Source organism: Candidatus Pelagibacter sp. HIMB1495, from assembly GCF_052047955.1.
Lineage (GTDB): Bacteria > Pseudomonadota > Alphaproteobacteria > Pelagibacterales > Pelagibacteraceae > Pelagibacter.
Genome location: NZ_JBNAIQ010000001.1, coordinates 1,338,578 through 1,355,975, shown reverse-complemented (window position 1 = coordinate 1,355,975; position 17,398 = coordinate 1,338,578). Strand labels below are relative to the sequence as shown.

The window sequence follows — 17,398 nt, the reverse complement described above, 5'->3', positions numbered from 1 at the left end:
AGCATAATTTGTCACTATGAAACTTTAATTTTTTAATTGTATAACGTTCTTATGAATAAGAACATTAAGGTTGGAATAGTTGGTGCAGGTATCCAAGGTGTATCAAATGCATTGTTCCTTCAAAAAAAGGGATTTAATGTAACAATATTTGATAGAGATAATCCAGGAAGCCAAGCAGCCTCTTATGGAAATGCAGGACATTTTTCGCCTTATGCTTCACTTTCTTTAAATAGAACTGATGTCTTAGCGGATGTTCCGGCTATGTTATTAAGTTCAACTGGTCCTCTAGCTTTAAAATGGAATTACGTTCCAAAAATGATTCCATGGTTCATGAAATTTATCATGAACACTACAAAAACTAAGATGATGCATACTGCAAAAAATATGCATCAAATTTTAGATTTAGCTCTACCAGCGTATGATGAATTATTTGATGAAATAGATCTTGAAGGATTAGTGGAAAACAAAGGAATACTTTATATCTGGAATGATCAAGATCTAAAAAGTAGGGAATTAGAAATAAGAGTTAGAGATGAATTGGGAGTAAAGCAGCAACTAGTTAATAAAGCTGAAATTCATGATTTAGAACCCCATATTAAACCTTTCTATCATGCTGGAGTTTACTATCCTTATGCGAGACATGCTCGAAATCCAAAAAGAATCCTTTTAAAATTATTTGATCTATTTTTGCAAAAAGGTGGAAAGTTTAACAAAGTAAATATTAAAGATATAAAATTTGATGAAGAAAAACCTATTTTTAAAACTGAAACACAAAGTTATGTTTTTGATAAAGCAGTAATTGCTTGTGGCGCTTTTTCTAAAAAATTGACTGACAATTTAGATGAACAAATTCCTCTAGATACTGAAAGAGGATATCATGTTCATTTTAAAAACTGTGATCATTTATTAAGCCGACCAGTAATATTTTCAAACCGTGGTTTTGGAATTACACCAATGGAACAAGGATTAAGAGTAGTTGGTACAGTTGAATTTGGTGGATTAGAAAATCCTTTGTCAAAATCTAGAGTTAAAAATTTAATTAATAATGCAAAATATATGCTTGGTGATTTACCCGAGCATGAGGATGAGTGGTTAGGATTTAGACCAACTTTACCAGACTTTTTACCTGTCATGGGGCCATCAAAAAATTATAAAAATGTTTATTATTGTTTTGGACATCATCATTTAGGATGGACTTTAGGCCCAATTTCTGGAAAGATTGTTTCAGGAATGATTGCGAACGAAAATACAAACTTAGATTTAAAACCTTATAGTTCGTTAAGATTTAGCTAAGTGGGTCAGAACGCCAAAGCATATTTAATGTTGGTATGTGCAACATTATTTTGGGCAGGTAATTTTACAATTGCTAAGTTTGCATATTTGCAAAACATACCACCAAATACTCTTTCATTTTTAAGATGGTGTCTTGTATGGATAATTTTATTTCCCTTTACGTATCAGGAAATACTTAAATTAAAGTATAAAATTAGAGAAAATTTATCTTTATTTTTTATCCTTGGTTTTACGAGTGTTTGTATATTTACTTCATTTACTTATAATGCTTTAAATCATACCCAAGTAATCAATGCATCTCTTTTTAATACTGCAATACCAGTTACAATAATTTTAGTTTGTTTTTTGTTAAAAATTGAAAAAACAAATATTTTTCAATTATCAGGCCTGTTTATTTCTGTATTAGGTATTTTAGCTATTATCACAAGATTGGATCTTAATATTTTGCTTTCTTTAAATTTTAATAAAGGAGATTTATTTATGATAGGTGCGATAATTGCATGGGGAGTTTATTCAGCATATTTAAGAAAAAGAAATTTTGATGTTTCTCTACTTACCCTTGTACAAATCATATGCACGTTTGGCCTAATATTTCTTTTGCCTCTATTTTTTATCGATATAATTCAAGATAAAGTTGTAGAGATAAATAGTAACTTTTTTTATATTTTATTTTATATTGCTTTGTTTCCAAGTATTGGCTCTTACTATTGTTGGGCAGGTGCTGTTGCGATTATTGGAGCTAACCGGGCAGGAATTTTTTTATCATTAATTCCTTTATTCAGTACAATTTTTGCAATCATACTTTTTAACGAAAAATTTTTATTTTTTCATTTAATTGGATCTATTTTAATTATATTAGGTCTATTTTTATCAAACAAAAAAATTAAAAATGCTTAAAGTTGCTATATTAGATGATTACCAAAATGTTGCTCAACAATTTGTTGATTTAGAAAAATTATCTGGAAAATATGAATTTAAAATTTTCAGTGAACCTTTTGTAGATGAGGCAGATGCTATTGATCAATTAGCTGATTTTGAGGCTCTTTTGATAATGAGGGAAAGAACCCCAATTACAAAAAATCTAATTGATAATTTAAGTGATTTAAAATTTGTTATCACGAGTGGATTAAGAAATAGATCTATAGACCTAGAAGCTGCTAAAAAAAGAAAAGTTATAGTTTGCGGGACAGATATTAATATCAATCCTACTCCTGAACTTACTTGGGCACTAATTCTTGGTTTAGCTAGAAACTTTAAAGAAGAGTTTGATAATATGTATCAAGGATATTGGCAAACTACTATTGGTGTTGAGCTAAAAGGAAAAATATTAGGATTAATAGGATTAGGAAGAGTAGGGAGTGAAGTTGCAAAAATTGGAAAAGCTTTTGGAATGCAAGTTATGGCTTGGAGTGAAAATTTAAGTTTAGATAAATGCAAAGAGCTCGATGTCTTGCCATGTAGCAAAGATGATTTAATTAAGAACTCAGATGTTTTATCCATTCATGTGCAAGGTGGAGAGAGATACAAAGATTGCATAACATTAAAAGAGTTAGACAATATGAAGAAGACAGCTTTTTTAATTAATACCTCAAGAGGTCCAATAGTTAATGAAGATGATTTGATTATAGCATTATCAACTAATGTAATTGCTGGAGCTGGAATCGATGTTTATGAAAAAGAACCTTTGCCTGAAAATAATAAATTAAGATTTTTACCTAACGCTTTGTTAACTCCGCATATAGGATATGTAACAGCAGAAAATTACAGTATTTTTTACAATCAAATGATCGAGGGATTAGAGGCTTGTGTTAATGGAAAGCCAATCAGAGTTTTAGAGTAACCATGGAGTTACCAGTTGTAAATCACGAAGATTATTTTGCAAAAATTGGAGATGATCATAAATTTCCAATAAATAAATTTAGTGAACTTGCAAATTATTTAATTAAAAAAAATGTAGTCAAAAAGTTTCATAAACCTTATCCATGCTCATCTGAAACATTAAAATTTGCTCATTCTGAAAAATATATAAGAGACATTACAAATAAAACTTTAGACAAAGATGGTGTTAAAAAAATAGGTTTTCCTTTGGTAGACAGTGTTGTTAAGAGATCTTTGGTTGCAACAGGGGGGACTGTGCTGGCATCAAAACTTGCTATAAATTATGGAATTTCTTGTAATACGGCTGGAGGGAGTCACCACGCTAATTACAATGGTGGTGCCGGTTACTGTGTATTTAATGATGTAGCAGTTGCAGCTCATTATTTACTTAACAGGGGCCTAGCAAATAAAATTTTAATTGTAGATCTTGATGTTCATCAAGGAAATGGAAATTCAGATATTTTTAGAGAAAATAGAAATGTTTTTACGTTTAGTATGCATTCAAAAACTAATTATCCTGCAAAAAAATCTATTAGTGATTTAGATGTAGAGCTAGAAGACAACACAGAAGATGATACTTACATCAAAACTTTAAAGCACTATTTAACAGAGTTAAATCAAGAAAATTTTGATTTTGTGTTTTATATTGCTGGAGTAGACATTCATTTTAATGATCGACTAGGAAAATTAAAAATTTCCGATCAAGGTGTAAAATTGAGAGATGAGCTAGTAATAGAAAATTTTTATTCAAAAAGAATACCTTTTTGTGGAGTTTTAGGAGGAGGATACAATAAAGATTTTGAAAAATTAGTAGAATTGCACTCTTTGTTGCATCAAACTTGTGCTAAATATATTTAGATGACAAAAAAAATTAATCCAAACCTGACAGCAGAACAAAAATTAATTTTGTTTGAGGAAGGCACAGAACTTGCTGGATCAAGTGAACTTAATCATGAAAAAAGAGAAGGAAGTTTTCATTGCGCAAATTGTGGTGAGAAATTATTTGATTCAAATACTAAATATGAAAGTGGATCTGGTTGGCCATCCTTTTATGAATCTTTGCCAGATGTATTTGAAACAAAAACAGATTATCATTTAGGTTATGGCAGAACAGAATATCATTGTAAAAAATGTGGTGGTCACCATGGACATATATTCGATGATGGTCCAGAACCAACTGGAAAAAGATATTGTAACAATGGTGTCTGTTTAGTTTTTAAACCGAAAGTTTAAAAATAATTTTAATTTTTTAGCAAGTCTTGAAGTTTATTTTCTTTTTCTAGAGCTCTTACTTCGTCATAACCACCTATATGTTGCTCATCAAAAAAAATTTGTGGAATTGTTCTTTTTCCATTTGCTTTTTTAATCATTTCATCCATTGCACCTTCAACTTTTGAAATATCAATTTCATTATATGGAGCATTGTTTCTTGTTAATAATCTTTTTGCAGCCTCGCAATAGTTACATAGGGGGCCAGTATACATAGTAATTTTTTTCATAATTTATAGATAGTCACCTTTTTTAATTTTACTAGTGATTTCTTTTCTAGAATATTCAAATTTTTTCCTATGCTTAATGCTTTTTTGATTTACTCTTTTTCTCCATAATCTGAAAGAAGAAGGTTTTAGAGATCTTCTCATAATTTTAATTACATCAGACTCTCGCTTGCCTGTTTTTTTCTCAATTTCTTCAAAAGTAATCCGGTCTGCCCAAGCTGCCCAAATTATCCAGTCCGGGTCATCAATGCTGGGTTCAGGATTTTTAACTTTGGTAACCGGGGTGTACCCTTTTTTTTTCATAAACCCTTTATATTTGAAAAAAAAATTTAATGCATTTTTTTTACCCTCTGATATTATCACCTAGATAGTCCTTCTTAGCCATCTTTAGCTCCCGGTTTTTAAGGACTATCTTCTCTTTACGAATATGCTTCCTTTAGAATTTATACTCTACTTACAAATCATCATTTTTTTGTTCATTACTCCGGGCACTCCAAGAATAGTTATAATTTCTTATTCAATGAATTATGGTGTAGGGAAATGTGTTTGGTCAGCACTTGGTGATGTTACTGCAAATTTAATTCAAGCGACTTTGGTAATTTTTGTAATAGGTTCTTTTTTTTCAGAAAATTCATTAATTCTTAATATTTTCAAATGGATTGGAGTTTTTTACATTTTGTATCTTGCTTATGATATTTATAAATCTCGCCCAAAAAACTTAAAAGATAAGGAAGAAATTACAAAAAGTAATTTATCTTTTTTTAGAGATGGGTTTTTAGTTGCAGGAACTAGCCCTAAGGCATGGATGTTTTTTCCTTTTATATTTCCACAATTTATTGATTTTAGTTCTAATCTTTTAAGTCAATTTATAATTTTAATTACAACTTACATTGTATTAGATTTTTTATCCTTGATTGGTTATGCAATACTTGCACAAAAATTGATTAAATGGATTACAGCAAATCCTAAAACAATTAATACAATTTCAGCGAGTGTTTTAGTTATTATCGCTGGAATTATAGTTATTACACAACAATATTAAACCTAAACTAAGTCTTTATTGCCACTTGCATTGTATTCAATTTATTTATTTAATTGATAATAAATTAATTAATTAAAGAGGAAATAAAATGAAGTTAAATAAAATAATTTTAAGTTTTGTTTCTGCATTAGTAATTTTATTTTCAACTTCTGTTGCATCTTTTGCAAAGGTAGTTGGTGACAAAATTATTTTAGGTGCTGCAATTTCCTTAACTGGTAAATACTCATCTAATGGTGTTCATACTCAAAATGGTTATAACATGGCCGTTGACAGAATTAACAGCATGGGTGGTATTAAAGTTGGTGGAAAAACTTATAAGTTTGACATTATCTACTATGATGATGAGTCGAACCCTAAGAGAGCTGCACAGCTTGCAGAAAGATTAATTTCACAAGATGGTGTTGAGTTTATGCTTGGCCCATACAGTTCAGGTTTGACAAAAGCGATTGCACCTGTAACTGAAAAATATGGTGTTCCAATGGTTGAGGCAAATGGTGCATCTAGATCTTTGTTTACTAAAGGTTACAAATATCTATTTGCGGTACTAGCTCCAGCAAACTTATATCTTGATGTAGCGATTGAAACAGCAGTTGAGCTAAATGGTGGAAAACCAGTTAGAATTGCTCAAGCTTTTGAACAAGATGCTTTTTCACAAGATGTTAGATTAGGTATTTTAGATGCCGCAGAAAGAACTGGATCTGAAATCATCATCGATGACAAACTGCCTAAAGAGTTAAATGATATGGCTGCAACTTTGGTTAAAGTTAAACAAATGAAACCAGATGTTTTAGTTGTATCAGGTCATACTAAAGGTGCATTGACTGCAGTAAGACAAATTGCTGAAATGAAGGTTGATGTTCCGATGTTGGCTATGACTCACTGTGATGCAGCGAAATTATCAAAACAACATGGCGCTAATTCTCAGTATGCACTATGTGCTTCTCAATGGCATAAATCTCTAACTTATAAAGATGATTTCTTTAAAGATGGAATGACCTATGCTGCAGACTTTGAGAAAGAGTTTGGATATGATCCACCATACCAATCTGCTGAGTCTTCAGCTGCGTTATTGGTGTTCAAAGATGCATTTGAAAGAGCCAATTCTTTTGATCAAAAGAAAGTAAGAGATGCTCTTGCAGCTACTAACATGCAAACATTTTATGGAAATATTAAATTTGCACCTGGCGGTCAGAACGTTGATAAGCCAATGGTACTTTTCCAAGTAATGTGTGATGATGCTGGTAAGTGTGAAAACAAAGTTGTTGCTCCATTAAAATGGGCATCTGCTAAGTTAATTCATCCAATGCCTAAGTGGTCTGAAAGATAATAATTAAAAATTGAGCCCCCTGGTAATAGGGGGCTTTTTTTTATATAAACCAAAAAAGATTTTATGGATTTTCTTGTATTTCAATACCCAATGATAACTGTTCAAGCTTGCTTGGATGGTATTCTTTTAGGAGTATTGTTCGCATTAATTGCTTATGGAATGGCACTTCAATGGGGTGTTATGAATATAATTAATATTGCTCAAGGAGATCTTGTTATTTTAGGAGGATACATTGCATACTTTATGTATCTTTACGGTATTCATCCAGCATGGGGAGTAATTGTTGCTCCAATCATAATGTATTTCGTAGGTATTGCGATCTATAAACTGGTGATAAATAAAGTAGTTGATAGAGACTTATTCATCTCAATTTTAGCTACCTTTGGAATAAGTATTTTATTCATGCAATTAATGAACTTTGCATTTGGTGCAGATGTTGTTCTTGCAAACTCTCATTACGGTACAACAATGTTGTTTGATAATAATGTTGTTCTTCCTAATTCAAAAATATTTTCAGCATTTATCAGTATTTTATTTGCAGTTTGCTTAGTAATTTATATGAAAAAATCTAAGCTTGGACGAGCAATTAGAGCAACTGCTCAAAATGCACGTGCTGCAAAAATTTTAGGTGTAGATACTGAAAAAGTATATGCAGCAACTTTTGGAATTAATGCTGCTTTATGTGGCGTAGCTGGGGCCTTGATTTCTATAACATTTACTATCCACCCTTATATGGGATTACCTTATACGATTAGATCTTTTATGATTGTAATTGTTGCTGGTTTAGGAAATTTACCAGGTGTTGCAATGTCAGGTATGGGATTAGGAGTTTTTGAAGAATTTGCAGATTATATTTTAGGAACAGAATTTAGAATTGGATCAGTATTTTTATTACTAGTATTAATTTTAGTTTATCGAAGATTTAAACTTTCAAGAAAGAGAGAGTACTTAAAATGAGGAAAGTTAAAATCAATGATAATCAAGGTCAAACAGTTGAAGTTGACATTGATAAATTTAAAAAACACTTAGATGAATATCATTCATCAGGCTCAAGTGTACATGATGAAGATGGTCATTATTTTACAGTAGATCAAAATTTCAGAGAAAAAATTAATAGTCTATATGAACAAAAATAATTTAATACTTTATATAGGAATTTTAATATTTGGTTTAGCAGCACCATTTATATTTCCAGCATTTAAAGTACAATTATCAATTCTTTGCATTCTAATTGTTCTTGCAACTACTTGGAATATTCAAGGAGGAGAAATGGGCTACAATACATTTGGAAATATTTTGTTTTATGGACTGGGTATGTATTTGTGTGCTTCAGTTCAGGTTGGAATGTTTTTTCCATTAGCAGAATGGACAGAAAGTGGTGGTGAAAAAACATTTGTACATACTCCTACCCAATTTTTCCAAGGTATGGCGATGGGACTTGTTGTTGCCGCAGTAGTTCCAACTATTGTTGCAGGTTTAATTGGTTATGCAATTTTAGGATTGAGAGGTCACTACTTTGCTATTTGTACTCTAGGATTAGGAGTAGCTGCTGGTGAAATTTCTGGAGGAATTGAAATTATTGGAGCAGGGCAAGGTTTTACTACTCCACCTTTTCCTAACGTAGGAGGCTTAGAAGCTAGAGGAGAGTTCTTCTATTTTTTAAGTTTCTTAGTTTTGATACTTACATTCGTTGCAGTTAAAGCAATTTACTCTACTAGATTTAAATTAATCCTTAATGCAATCAGAGATAATGAAGACAAGGCTGAAGCTATGGGAATTGCAACAATGAAATATAAAATTATTGGTTGGATGATTTCTGCATTTTTCTGTGGTCTTGCAGGAGGAATAATGGGTGGACTAGTTGGATATATCGACTCTACAGACGTTGCTTTTGATGGAAGAGAAATGGGAGTGTTCATGGTTTTGATGGCAATATTAGGTGGTAAAGGAACTCTTTGGGGACCAGTTATCGGTGCAACAATATTCCATATTTTTAAAGAAGGATTTTGGACGTTCTTCCTAGGCTGGCAGTATGTAGCCTTGGGAGTTTTAATTGTGGTGATTGTGATTTATTTCCCTGAGGGATTAATGGGATGGTTGAGAGAAAAATATCCTCACAGATTTGGAGAAGTAGTTGATGAAGCTGATCGAAAGGCTCAGGTAGAGATAAAATGAGTATTTTAGAAGTTAACAATGTTAGTAAATCTTTTGGAGGAGTAAAGGCTAATGTTGATATCTCCATGTCAGTTGAAAAAGGTAAAATTGTAGGATTGATTGGTCCAAATGGGTCAGGAAAAACAACTTTGTTTAATTCAATTGTAGGCACTTATCCAATTGACCAGGGTTCAATTAAATTTAATGGAAAAGAAGTTTCTGAACTTCCTGTTCCAGTAATAGCAAAGTTAGGATTATTAAGAACATTTCAACAAACAAGAATTTATGGAAAACTAAACTGTATTGATAATATGCTTATTAGCCATAAAGGTAGTGATGAAAGTTTATTAAAACTGTTTTCAAAAATACCTCAAGAGCTTACAGAAAAAGCAGAAAATTTACTAAATTTTGTTGGTTTATATCAAAAGAGAAAACTTAGAGCAGGAGATTTATCTTTTGGACAACAAAAACTCCTAGAACTTGCCATGGCATTAATGAATGAACCAGAAATGCTTTTACTAGATGAGCCAACAGCAGGAATTAATCCAACCTTAATCAATGGAATTATTGATAGATTAATAAAAGTAAATCAAGATTTTGGTATCACTCTCTTGGTTATTGAACACAATATGAGAGTGATCATGCAATTAGCGGAGAATATATTTTGTTTAGCGCACGGTAAAATGTTAGCAAATGGTTCACCAGATGAAATTAAAAACGATAAGCGTGTTATCGATGCATACCTAGGAGCCCAATAATGTCAAATCAATATGAAGTTTTAGGAAAAGCTCCAACACCAGAAGATTTAAAAAAACTATCTCCAGATGAAATACATCTGACAATTAAAAATTTAAATGCTGGGTATGGTAAAATGGAAATTTTACACAATTTTGATTTATTTGTGAACAAAGCACAATCTCTATGCTTGATAGGACCAAATGGAGCCGGTAAATCTACAATTCTTCACTCAATCTATGGATTTACAAATATCTTCTCTGGTCAAATTGAAATAGAAGGAAAAGAAATTACAAATCTTACACCAGCTGAAAAATTAAAATCAGTTGGAATTGCATATATCTTGCAAGACAATTCAGTATTTCCAGATATGACAGTTGAAGAAAACTTGTTAATGGGTGGATATATTAAAGATAAAACAGAGGAGTCTTTTGAAGAAGCTGAAAGAATTTTAGAAAAATACGAGAGATTAAGAAATAGAAGAAATCAGCCTGCTAAAGTTTTATCAGGTGGTGAAAGAAGATTGTTAGAAATCTCTAGAGCTTTAGTTATGAAACCATCCGTTCTATTAGTTGATGAACCTTCAATTGGTTTAGAACCTAGATATATTGACATGGTTTTTGAAATTTTGAGAGATCTTCAACAAAATGAAAAGAAAACTATTATATTAGTTGAACAAAATGCCAAAAAAGGACTAGAATTTGCAGACATTGGATATGTATTAGTATCTGGACAAACTGCAATTGCTGGCAAAGGGGATGAGTTATTGCAAAACCCTGATGTTGGTAGACTATTCCTTGGTGGCTAATGATAAATAAAGATTTTTTTTTTAAAGGCTACAAATCAATACTAGCTCACGATAGCCCAGCAATAGCTTTAGGTTGTTGTTTTATTGCTATAGGAGCTCTTTTAAAAAATCTTGGCTTCAATATTCAAGAAAGTATTTTTTCTACCATGCTGACTTATGCATTGCCAGGATCTCTAGTTATGGCAGAGTCTTTGTTGGTTGGCGCTTCTTTGTTAAATATTTTTTTAGCAGTTTGGTTTGTTAATGCTCGTTTATATCCAATGGCTGTTTCTTTGTTTCCATTAATGATGCATGAAGATCAACCAAAGTGGAAATATTATTTTTCATGCCATTTCATAGCTGTATCAGCTTGGTTGATTATGAAGAGTAATTATAAGACTATTCCAGAAAAATATAGAATTGATTATTGGATAGGGATTGGAAGCGCTACTTGGAGTGTTGCTGTAATTGGGACTTTAATAGGTTTTTATTTTTCAGAATATTTAAACAAAGAAATGATGATGGGTTTAGCTATTTTAAATCCTGTATATTTTTTATGCATGATGGTAGGAGCGTCAAAAACAAGACAAGTAACTTTATCAGTTTTACTTGGAATTATTTTGGGACCTGTTTTTTATTTTTTTTCACCTGAATGGTCTATTTTATTAGGTGGAGTAGTTGGTGGCACTATCGCTTACTTAATAGGAGAAAAAAATGTCAACTAGTATTGTTTTAGCAATTTTGGTGACATCCCTTGCAACTTTCTTATCAAGATTTCTTGGAGCAATAAGCTCAGAAGGTATAAAAGAAACTTCTAAGATATTTAAATGGTTTAACTGTTTAGCTTATGCAACTTTAGCAGCCCTAATTGCAAGAACAATAATTTTTCCAGTTGGAATAATGGATGACTCTAGTTACTTAGTAAGATTTGTTGTTGTTGTACTATCCTTAACTGTTTTTTTTATTTCTAAAAAAAATTATGTTTATCCCACAATTTTCTCTGCCATAAGTATGGCAATATTAGTTAATTATTTCTAAATAAAATTGATTTATTAAAAAACTTAACTTAAGGTTTCTTATGGAAAAAATACCTGGTTTAGAAATTCAAGAACATGATAAATCAAAAAGAATTTTGAATATTAAAATTACTGATGAGATTATTAAGAAATTAGTTTTTCCATTTAATAAATTTGACTTAACAGCTTTAGAACTAAAGCCTTTTACAAGGTTTACAATAGCAAAAAGTTTAGATGATTTAACAGAAAATAAACTTAGTAAATTAATGAACTCAATAATTAGAGATCGTTCAACTGGTTGTTTTATAATTGGACCAAAAAATATTTCACCAAAAATTAATGATAAATTTTTAGTAAAATTATCAACAGCTATTGCCTATTTAATTGGAAATCCTAACCATGATTCAATGGCAGGAAAATACTATGCTCGTTTTCATGTTAAACACGAAGACGCGAGTGACTCTTATTTAAGAAAAGCTTACCGTAATATGGATCTTCATACAGATGGAACTTATGTTAAAGAAATTACTGATTGGTTAATTATGACAAAGTTAGAAGAGGAAAATGTAGAGGGTGGAGAGACTGCGATGTTGCATTTAGATGATTGGGAACATTGCAAAGCACTATCAAATGATCCTGTGGGTAAACAAGATTTTCTTTGGAGCTCACCTAAGAGTAAAAATGTAGATTATAAAGTTGAGCATCCAGTTTTTTCTTCAGATGATAAAGGAAGACCACATATTTCATATATTGACCAATTTCCTGAACCAAAAAACATGGAACAAGGCAATTTTTTACAGAGATTATCTGATGCTCTGGAAGGAAGTGAAAATAAAGTAATTACAAAGTTACCGGTTGGTTGCTCTATAATTGCAAATAATTATTTTTGGCTTCATGGAAGAAAACCTTTCAAAGAAAATAAAGAATTAAGCAGAGAATTGTTGAGAATTAGAGGATCTTTTTTTGTTAATTAATTCAATATAATCAATATAAAGTAACCAAAATATTATGATTTTAGGTTTTATTGGTACAGGTAAAATTGCATATTCAGTAATAACTGGAATATGTAAATCTAACCTTAAATATAAAAAAATAATAATTTCTCCAAGGAATAAGCAGATTGCCAAAAGTTTAAAAAAAAAGTTCAAAAAAATAGTTATTGCTAAAGATAATCAACAAATTGTTGATCAATCTACTTGGGTATTTTTATCTATTACACCTACGGTGGGAGAGAAGATAATTAAAGATTTAAAATTTAAGTCTAGTCAAACAATTGTTAGCTTTATATCTACAATAACTCTATCACAGTTAAAAAAAGCCATTAAAGTAAAAGCAAAAATAGTAAGAGCAATTCCTTTGCCACCAATATCATTAAAGAAAGGACCAGTTCCAATTTGTCCTCCAAATTCAAAAGTGAAAGCTTTTTTTAATCATTTAGGAACTACTGTAGAAATCAAAAATGAAAAATCTTCAATAAACTTTTGGTCTACTTCTGGAATGATGGCACCTTTTTATGAAATGCAAAAAGTAATGTCTGATTGGTTGGTTAAAAAAGGAGTAAAAAGAAATAATGCTCAAAAATATATAACTTCTTTGTTTTTAGCTTTGTCAGAAGATGCAGTTATACATTCTAAAGAAAACTTAAGAGAGTTAGTTAAAGAGTCGCAAACACCTAAGGGATTAAATGAACAGGGTGTAAATGAATTGTCAAAATCTGGTTTTTATAAATCATTAGAGAAAACTTTAAATAGTATTTACAAAAGATTAGATAAATAAATGTCTGATAATATTTTAGAGATAAATAATTTATCAAAGTATTTTGGAGGACTTGCTGCAGTTTCTGATTGCTCTATAAAAGTTAAAAGAGGAACTATCACAGGTATAATTGGACCAAACGGATCTGGCAAAACAACTTTATTTAATTTAATTGCAGGAAATTTAAAATCTTCAGGTGGGAGTGTAACATTTGATGAAGAAAATATCACAGATGTTCCATCTTATGAATTATTTTCAAAAGGATTACTTAGAACTTTTCAAATAGCTCATGAGTTTTCAAATTTGTCTGTTCTAGAAAACTTGATGATGGTTCCAGGAAATCAATCAGGTGAAAAGCTAATGACAGCATTATTTAAGCCAGGGTTAGTTGCAAAAGAGGAGGCAGAAGTTAAAGAAAAAGCAAAAGAAGTAGTTGAATTCTTAAATCTAGGGCATTTGTCAAATGAGCTTGCAGGAAATCTTTCTGGGGGTCAAAAAAAATTGTTAGAACTTGGAAGAACTATGATGGTTGATGCAAAATTAGTATTATTGGATGAAGTAGGGGCAGGAGTAAATAGAACTTTATTAAAAGATCTGGGTACTGCAATCGAAAAGCTAAATAAAGAAAAAGGTTATACTTTTTGTATGATTGAGCATGATATGGATTTTATAGGAAGATTATGTGATCCCGTAATTGTTATGGCTGAAGGTTCGGTTTTATTTGAGGGTACGGTTGATGAAGCTAAAAAAGATGAAAAGGTAATAGAAAGTTATCTTGGCAGAGGATCAAAATTAAAGGATGAAGTTTAATGGCATATTTTGAAGGAATAGAGATGACTGGTGGTTATGGAAATGGACCAGATATAATTAATTCTTGTTCTGTTGAAGTAAACAAAGGAGAAATTGTTTCTATTCTAGGACCTAATGGTGCTGGAAAATCTACAGCTATGAAAGCAATGTTAGGTTTATTAAATTTAAAATCTGGATCAGTTAAAATTGATGGTAAAGATATTTCAAAACTTTCTCCACAGGATCGAGTTAAACAAGGAATTTCATTTGTTCCTCAAACAAAAAATGTTTTTGCGGGAATGACAGTTGAGGAAAATTTAGAAATGGGCGCCTTTTTAGTAAACTCTGAGATAAAAAATATTATTGAGGAAATTTATGAACTATTTCCAATCCTTAGAGAAAAAAGAAACCAAATGGTAGGTGAATTATCTGGTGGTCAAAGACAACAAGTAGCACTTGGAAGAGCGTTAATGATTAAACCGACAGTACTAATGTTAGATGAACCAACTGCAGGGGTATCACCAATTGTTATGGATGAATTGTTTGATCATATCGTTAAAGTAAAAAGAACTAATGTTGCTATTTTAATGGTAGAACAAAATGCTAAACAAGCATTAAATATTTCTGATAGAGGCTATGTATTAGTTACTGGAGAAAATCGTTATTCAGGAACAGGCAAAGAATTATTGAACGATCCAAGAGTAAGAAGCTCTTTCTTAGGAGGATAATATGGATCTTATTAATGCAATAATTCTTTTACTAAATTATATTTTTATTCCAGGACTTACTTACGGTTCTCAATTAGCTTTGGGTGCAATTTTTGTTACTTTAATTTATGGAATTCTGAGATTTGCTAATTTTGCAACAGGAGACATGATGTCATTTGGAACCATGATGACAATTTTATTCACTTGGTATTTTCAATCTTTAGGTATTTCTCTTGGAGTTCTGCCTACAGCTTTAATTGCACTTCCATTTGGTATTTTTTTTATGATTTTATACATGCTTACAATCGATAAATTTGTTTTTAAGTATTACAGAACTCAAAAAAGTCCTCCAGTTCAGTTTGCTATGGTTAGTATCGGTGTGATGTTTGTGACCCAAGCAGTTGTTAGAATTATAATAGGTCCAGGAGATAGAAGGTTTTTTGATGGAGAAAAATTCATTATCAAGGCTAGAGAATTTAAAGAAATGACAGGTTTAAACGAAGGACTTGCCCTTAAATCTACTCAGGTCATTACTATTTTTGTTACAATAGTTTTAGTCTCTTTATTGTTCTGGTTTTTAAATAAAACTAAAACAGGAAAAAGCATGAAAGCTTACTCTGATAATGAAGATCTTGCTTTGCTTTCAGGAATAGATCCTAAGAAAATAGTATTGGTAACCTGGGTAATTGCAGGAATTTTAGCTACTATTGGAGGAGCTTTGTATGGTTTAGATAAAAGTTTTAAACCTTTCACTTACTTTAATAATATGCTTCCTATTTTTGCTGCAGCAATTGTTGGAGGAATTGGAAATCCTTTTGGTGCATTTTTGGGTGGCTATGTGATTGCTTTTTCAGAAATTTTATTAACATATGCATATAAGAAATTTTTTATGTACATATTACCTGAAAGTATGGAACCAGAAGGCCTAATTCAATTACTTTCAACCGATTACAAATTTGCAGTTTCATTTTCAATTTTGGTGATTGTATTACTTTATAGACCATCAGGGATATTCAAAGGGAAAGTATTGTGAGAAAAAATCTAAACGTTATTGCAGCATACAGTATCATGATGGTTCTAATTCTATTAGTTGGAATTTTTCAATCATGGAATATTGCATTATCAATATTTAATCTTTGCTTAATTTCAGCAGTCATGACCATGGGTGCAAACATACAATGGGGTTATGCTGGTTTAATAAATTTTGGAATAATGGGATACACAGCTTTAGGAGGTCTTGCTGCAGTAATTATTTCAGTCGATCCCGTTCAAGAAGCATGGAGAGCTGGTGGATTTGATATTTTAATGTGCTTATGGCTCATCATTGTAATGGTTTTAGTTATCAGATTTATTTTGAAAAATTTTGAAAAATCAAAACTAAGAACTTACAGTATTGCAGCTCTAATTATTGCTGCTATCATAATTATCAGAGTTACAGCGGAACCAGGTATTGAAAAAATTGAAGCTGTAAATCCTGCAACTACTGGTTTTCTCGGTGGATTTGGTTTACCTATTATTTTCTCCTGGATCGTAGGTGCATTATTTGCTGGAGGTTTAGCGTTTATAGTTGGAAAAGTTGCTTTAGGTTTGAGAGCTGATTATCTAGCAATTGCAACACTATTGATTTCAGAAATTGTAATAGCAATAATTAAGCATGAGGACTGGTTAACTAGAGGTGTTAAAAATGTTATTGGCTTAAAGAGGCCAGCTCCATATGAGGTCGATCTGCAGACCACTGATTGGTTTATAAATTTAGTAGAAAAGTTTAAATCTAGTAAGTTAGATCTAATTACTGATTTATCCGAAAGACAAGCAGCGTTAAATCAATTCGTAATAGAAGGCTCTTCAATATTTGTTAAACTTTGTTACTCAGGTTTATTTTTAGTTGTCGTTATAATACTTTTAATTCTTACGCAGAAAGCTCTTTATTCTCCATGGGGAAGAATGATGAGAGCAATAAGAGATAATGAAGAAGCAGCAAATGCTATGGGTAAAAATGTTGTGAAACAACATTTGCTAATATTTATTTTAGGTTCAGCAATTGTTGGAATTGCAGGAGCAATGCTAGTAACTCAGGATGGATTATTTACACCAGGAAGTTATAGACCAATGAGATATACATTCTTAATTTGGGTAATGGTAATTGTTGGAGGAAGTGGAAACAACTTTGGTGCAATTTTAGGTGGCTTTGTTGTATGGTTTTTATGGATCGAAGCAGCACCAATTTCAATGTTTTTAATTAACTTCTTTACAGCAGGTATTCCTGAAACAAATGCTATCAAAGCTCATCTTATTGAAAGTGTTCCTTATTTTAGATTTTTATTGATGGGTTTAGGTTTGTTATTCATAATGAGGTACAGACCTAAAGGTATACTTCCAGAAAAAATAGAAATAAAATAATTAAACATGAAATATATTA

Annotated in this window: 22 protein-coding genes; 20 read left to right on the top strand and 2 right to left on the bottom strand. The window is 31.1% G+C overall.

The genetic code is table 11. The features are described 5' to 3' along the window. The first annotated feature begins 51 nt into the window (after nucleotides 1-51). The 5 genes from ACTTAW_RS07305 to msrB are packed head-to-tail and all read left to right on the top strand — an operon-like array spanning nucleotide 52 to nucleotide 4,404. The gene (locus tag ACTTAW_RS07305; protein ID WP_440633686.1) at nucleotides 52-1,293 is read left to right on the top strand and encodes an NAD(P)/FAD-dependent oxidoreductase; all 1,242 of its coding nucleotides are present in this window, start codon (nucleotides 52-54) and stop codon (nucleotides 1,291-1,293) included. Continuing rightward, nucleotides 1,294-2,190, top strand: coding sequence for a DMT family transporter (locus tag ACTTAW_RS07300; protein ID WP_440651791.1), 897 nt, complete (start codon nucleotides 1,294-1,296; stop codon nucleotides 2,188-2,190). Next, nucleotides 2,183-3,133, top strand: coding sequence for a D-2-hydroxyacid dehydrogenase family protein (locus ACTTAW_RS07295; RefSeq protein ID WP_440651789.1), 951 nt, complete (start codon nucleotides 2,183-2,185; stop codon nucleotides 3,131-3,133). The genes ACTTAW_RS07300 and ACTTAW_RS07295 overlap by 8 nt, the downstream gene beginning before the upstream one ends. Before the next feature lie 2 nt (nucleotides 3,134-3,135). Then, nucleotides 3,136-4,029 carry a histone deacetylase family protein gene (locus ACTTAW_RS07290; RefSeq protein ID WP_440651787.1) on the top strand — a complete coding sequence of 298 codons (894 nt, stop codon included), beginning with the start codon at nucleotides 3,136-3,138 and terminating at the stop codon, nucleotides 4,027-4,029. Further along, nucleotides 4,030-4,404, top strand: coding sequence for a peptide-methionine (R)-S-oxide reductase MsrB (gene msrB, locus ACTTAW_RS07285; RefSeq protein WP_440651785.1), 375 nt, complete (start codon nucleotides 4,030-4,032; stop codon nucleotides 4,402-4,404). A gap of 8 nt (nucleotides 4,405-4,412) precedes the next feature. On the opposite strand, the gene grxC is transcribed toward msrB, so the two are convergent. Together grxC and ACTTAW_RS07275 are read right to left on the bottom strand one after the other, a co-directional pair. Beyond that, nucleotides 4,413-4,670: a glutaredoxin 3 gene (gene grxC, locus ACTTAW_RS07280; protein ID WP_075506250.1), complete on the bottom strand. Its 258-nt coding sequence runs from the start codon at nucleotides 4,668-4,670 to the stop codon at nucleotides 4,413-4,415. 3 nt (nucleotides 4,671-4,673) lie between these two features. Further along, on the bottom strand, nucleotides 4,674-4,970 hold the full coding sequence (locus ACTTAW_RS07275; RefSeq protein ID WP_440651783.1) for a TIGR03643 family protein: 297 nt from the start codon (nucleotides 4,968-4,970) through the stop codon (nucleotides 4,674-4,676). 124 nt (nucleotides 4,971-5,094) lie between these two features. On the opposite strand from ACTTAW_RS07275, the gene ACTTAW_RS07270 reads away from it, so the two are divergent. The 15 genes from ACTTAW_RS07270 to ACTTAW_RS07200 all read left to right on the top strand — a co-directional run bounded on the left by ACTTAW_RS07270 (nucleotide 5,095) and on the right by ACTTAW_RS07200 (nucleotide 17,379). Beyond that, nucleotides 5,095-5,709 (top strand): LysE family translocator, encoded by a 615-nt coding sequence (locus ACTTAW_RS07270; RefSeq protein WP_440651782.1) that lies wholly within the window; start codon nucleotides 5,095-5,097, stop codon nucleotides 5,707-5,709. An 88-nt stretch (nucleotides 5,710-5,797) separates the two neighbouring features. Further along, nucleotides 5,798-7,036, top strand: a complete 1,239-nt coding sequence (locus tag ACTTAW_RS07265) for an amino acid ABC transporter substrate-binding protein (RefSeq protein ID WP_440651780.1) — start codon at nucleotides 5,798-5,800, stop codon at nucleotides 7,034-7,036. Between the two features lie 63 nt (nucleotides 7,037-7,099). Continuing rightward, the gene (locus ACTTAW_RS07260) at nucleotides 7,100-7,993 is read left to right on the top strand and encodes a branched-chain amino acid ABC transporter permease (RefSeq protein ID WP_075506246.1); all 894 of its coding nucleotides are present in this window, start codon (nucleotides 7,100-7,102) and stop codon (nucleotides 7,991-7,993) included. Continuing rightward, the gene (locus ACTTAW_RS07255; protein ID WP_075506245.1) at nucleotides 7,990-8,172 is read left to right on the top strand and encodes a hypothetical protein; all 183 of its coding nucleotides are present in this window, start codon (nucleotides 7,990-7,992) and stop codon (nucleotides 8,170-8,172) included. The genes ACTTAW_RS07260 and ACTTAW_RS07255 overlap by 4 nt, the downstream gene beginning before the upstream one ends. Further along, entirely contained in the window at nucleotides 8,159-9,211 is a 1,053-nt protein-coding gene (locus ACTTAW_RS07250; RefSeq protein ID WP_440618105.1) for a branched-chain amino acid ABC transporter permease, read from the top strand. Before ACTTAW_RS07255 ends, ACTTAW_RS07250 begins: the two co-directional genes overlap by 14 nt. Then, nucleotides 9,208-9,948, top strand: a complete 741-nt coding sequence (locus ACTTAW_RS07245) for an ABC transporter ATP-binding protein (protein WP_075506243.1) — start codon at nucleotides 9,208-9,210, stop codon at nucleotides 9,946-9,948. The genes ACTTAW_RS07250 and ACTTAW_RS07245 overlap by 4 nt, the downstream gene beginning before the upstream one ends. Next, a complete protein-coding gene (locus ACTTAW_RS07240) occupies nucleotides 9,948-10,733 on the top strand; it encodes an ABC transporter ATP-binding protein (RefSeq protein ID WP_440614039.1) in 786 nt (261 codons plus the stop codon). Before ACTTAW_RS07245 ends, ACTTAW_RS07240 begins: the two co-directional genes overlap by 1 nt. After that, nucleotides 10,733-11,437: an AzlC family ABC transporter permease gene (locus ACTTAW_RS07235; protein ID WP_075506241.1), complete on the top strand. Its 705-nt coding sequence runs from the start codon at nucleotides 10,733-10,735 to the stop codon at nucleotides 11,435-11,437. The genes ACTTAW_RS07240 and ACTTAW_RS07235 overlap by 1 nt, the downstream gene beginning before the upstream one ends. Beyond that, complete coding sequence (locus ACTTAW_RS07230; RefSeq protein ID WP_440651778.1) at nucleotides 11,427-11,750, top strand: AzlD domain-containing protein; 324 nt, start codon at nucleotides 11,427-11,429, stop codon at nucleotides 11,748-11,750. The genes ACTTAW_RS07235 and ACTTAW_RS07230 overlap by 11 nt, the downstream gene beginning before the upstream one ends. Before the next feature lie 40 nt (nucleotides 11,751-11,790). Beyond that, nucleotides 11,791-12,702: a glutarate dioxygenase GlaH gene (gene glaH / locus ACTTAW_RS07225; RefSeq protein ID WP_440651776.1), complete on the top strand. Its 912-nt coding sequence runs from the start codon at nucleotides 11,791-11,793 to the stop codon at nucleotides 12,700-12,702. Nucleotides 12,703-12,736: 34 nt separating this feature from the next. Further along, nucleotides 12,737-13,504, top strand: coding sequence for a pyrroline-5-carboxylate reductase (locus ACTTAW_RS07220; protein WP_440651774.1), 768 nt, complete (start codon nucleotides 12,737-12,739; stop codon nucleotides 13,502-13,504). Continuing rightward, entirely contained in the window at nucleotides 13,505-14,293 is a 789-nt protein-coding gene (locus tag ACTTAW_RS07215) for an ABC transporter ATP-binding protein (protein ID WP_440651772.1), read from the top strand. Continuing rightward, nucleotides 14,293-15,000, top strand: coding sequence for an ABC transporter ATP-binding protein (locus ACTTAW_RS07210; RefSeq protein WP_262590337.1), 708 nt, complete (start codon nucleotides 14,293-14,295; stop codon nucleotides 14,998-15,000). The genes ACTTAW_RS07215 and ACTTAW_RS07210 overlap by 1 nt, the downstream gene beginning before the upstream one ends. 1 nt (nucleotide 15,001) lies before the next feature. After that, on the top strand, nucleotides 15,002-16,012 hold the full coding sequence (locus ACTTAW_RS07205) for a branched-chain amino acid ABC transporter permease (protein WP_440651770.1): 1,011 nt from the start codon (nucleotides 15,002-15,004) through the stop codon (nucleotides 16,010-16,012). Between the two features lie 35 nt (nucleotides 16,013-16,047). Continuing rightward, complete coding sequence (locus ACTTAW_RS07200; protein ID WP_075506298.1) at nucleotides 16,048-17,379, top strand: branched-chain amino acid ABC transporter permease; 1,332 nt, start codon at nucleotides 16,048-16,050, stop codon at nucleotides 17,377-17,379. The last annotated feature ends 19 nt before the right edge of the window (nucleotides 17,380-17,398 follow it).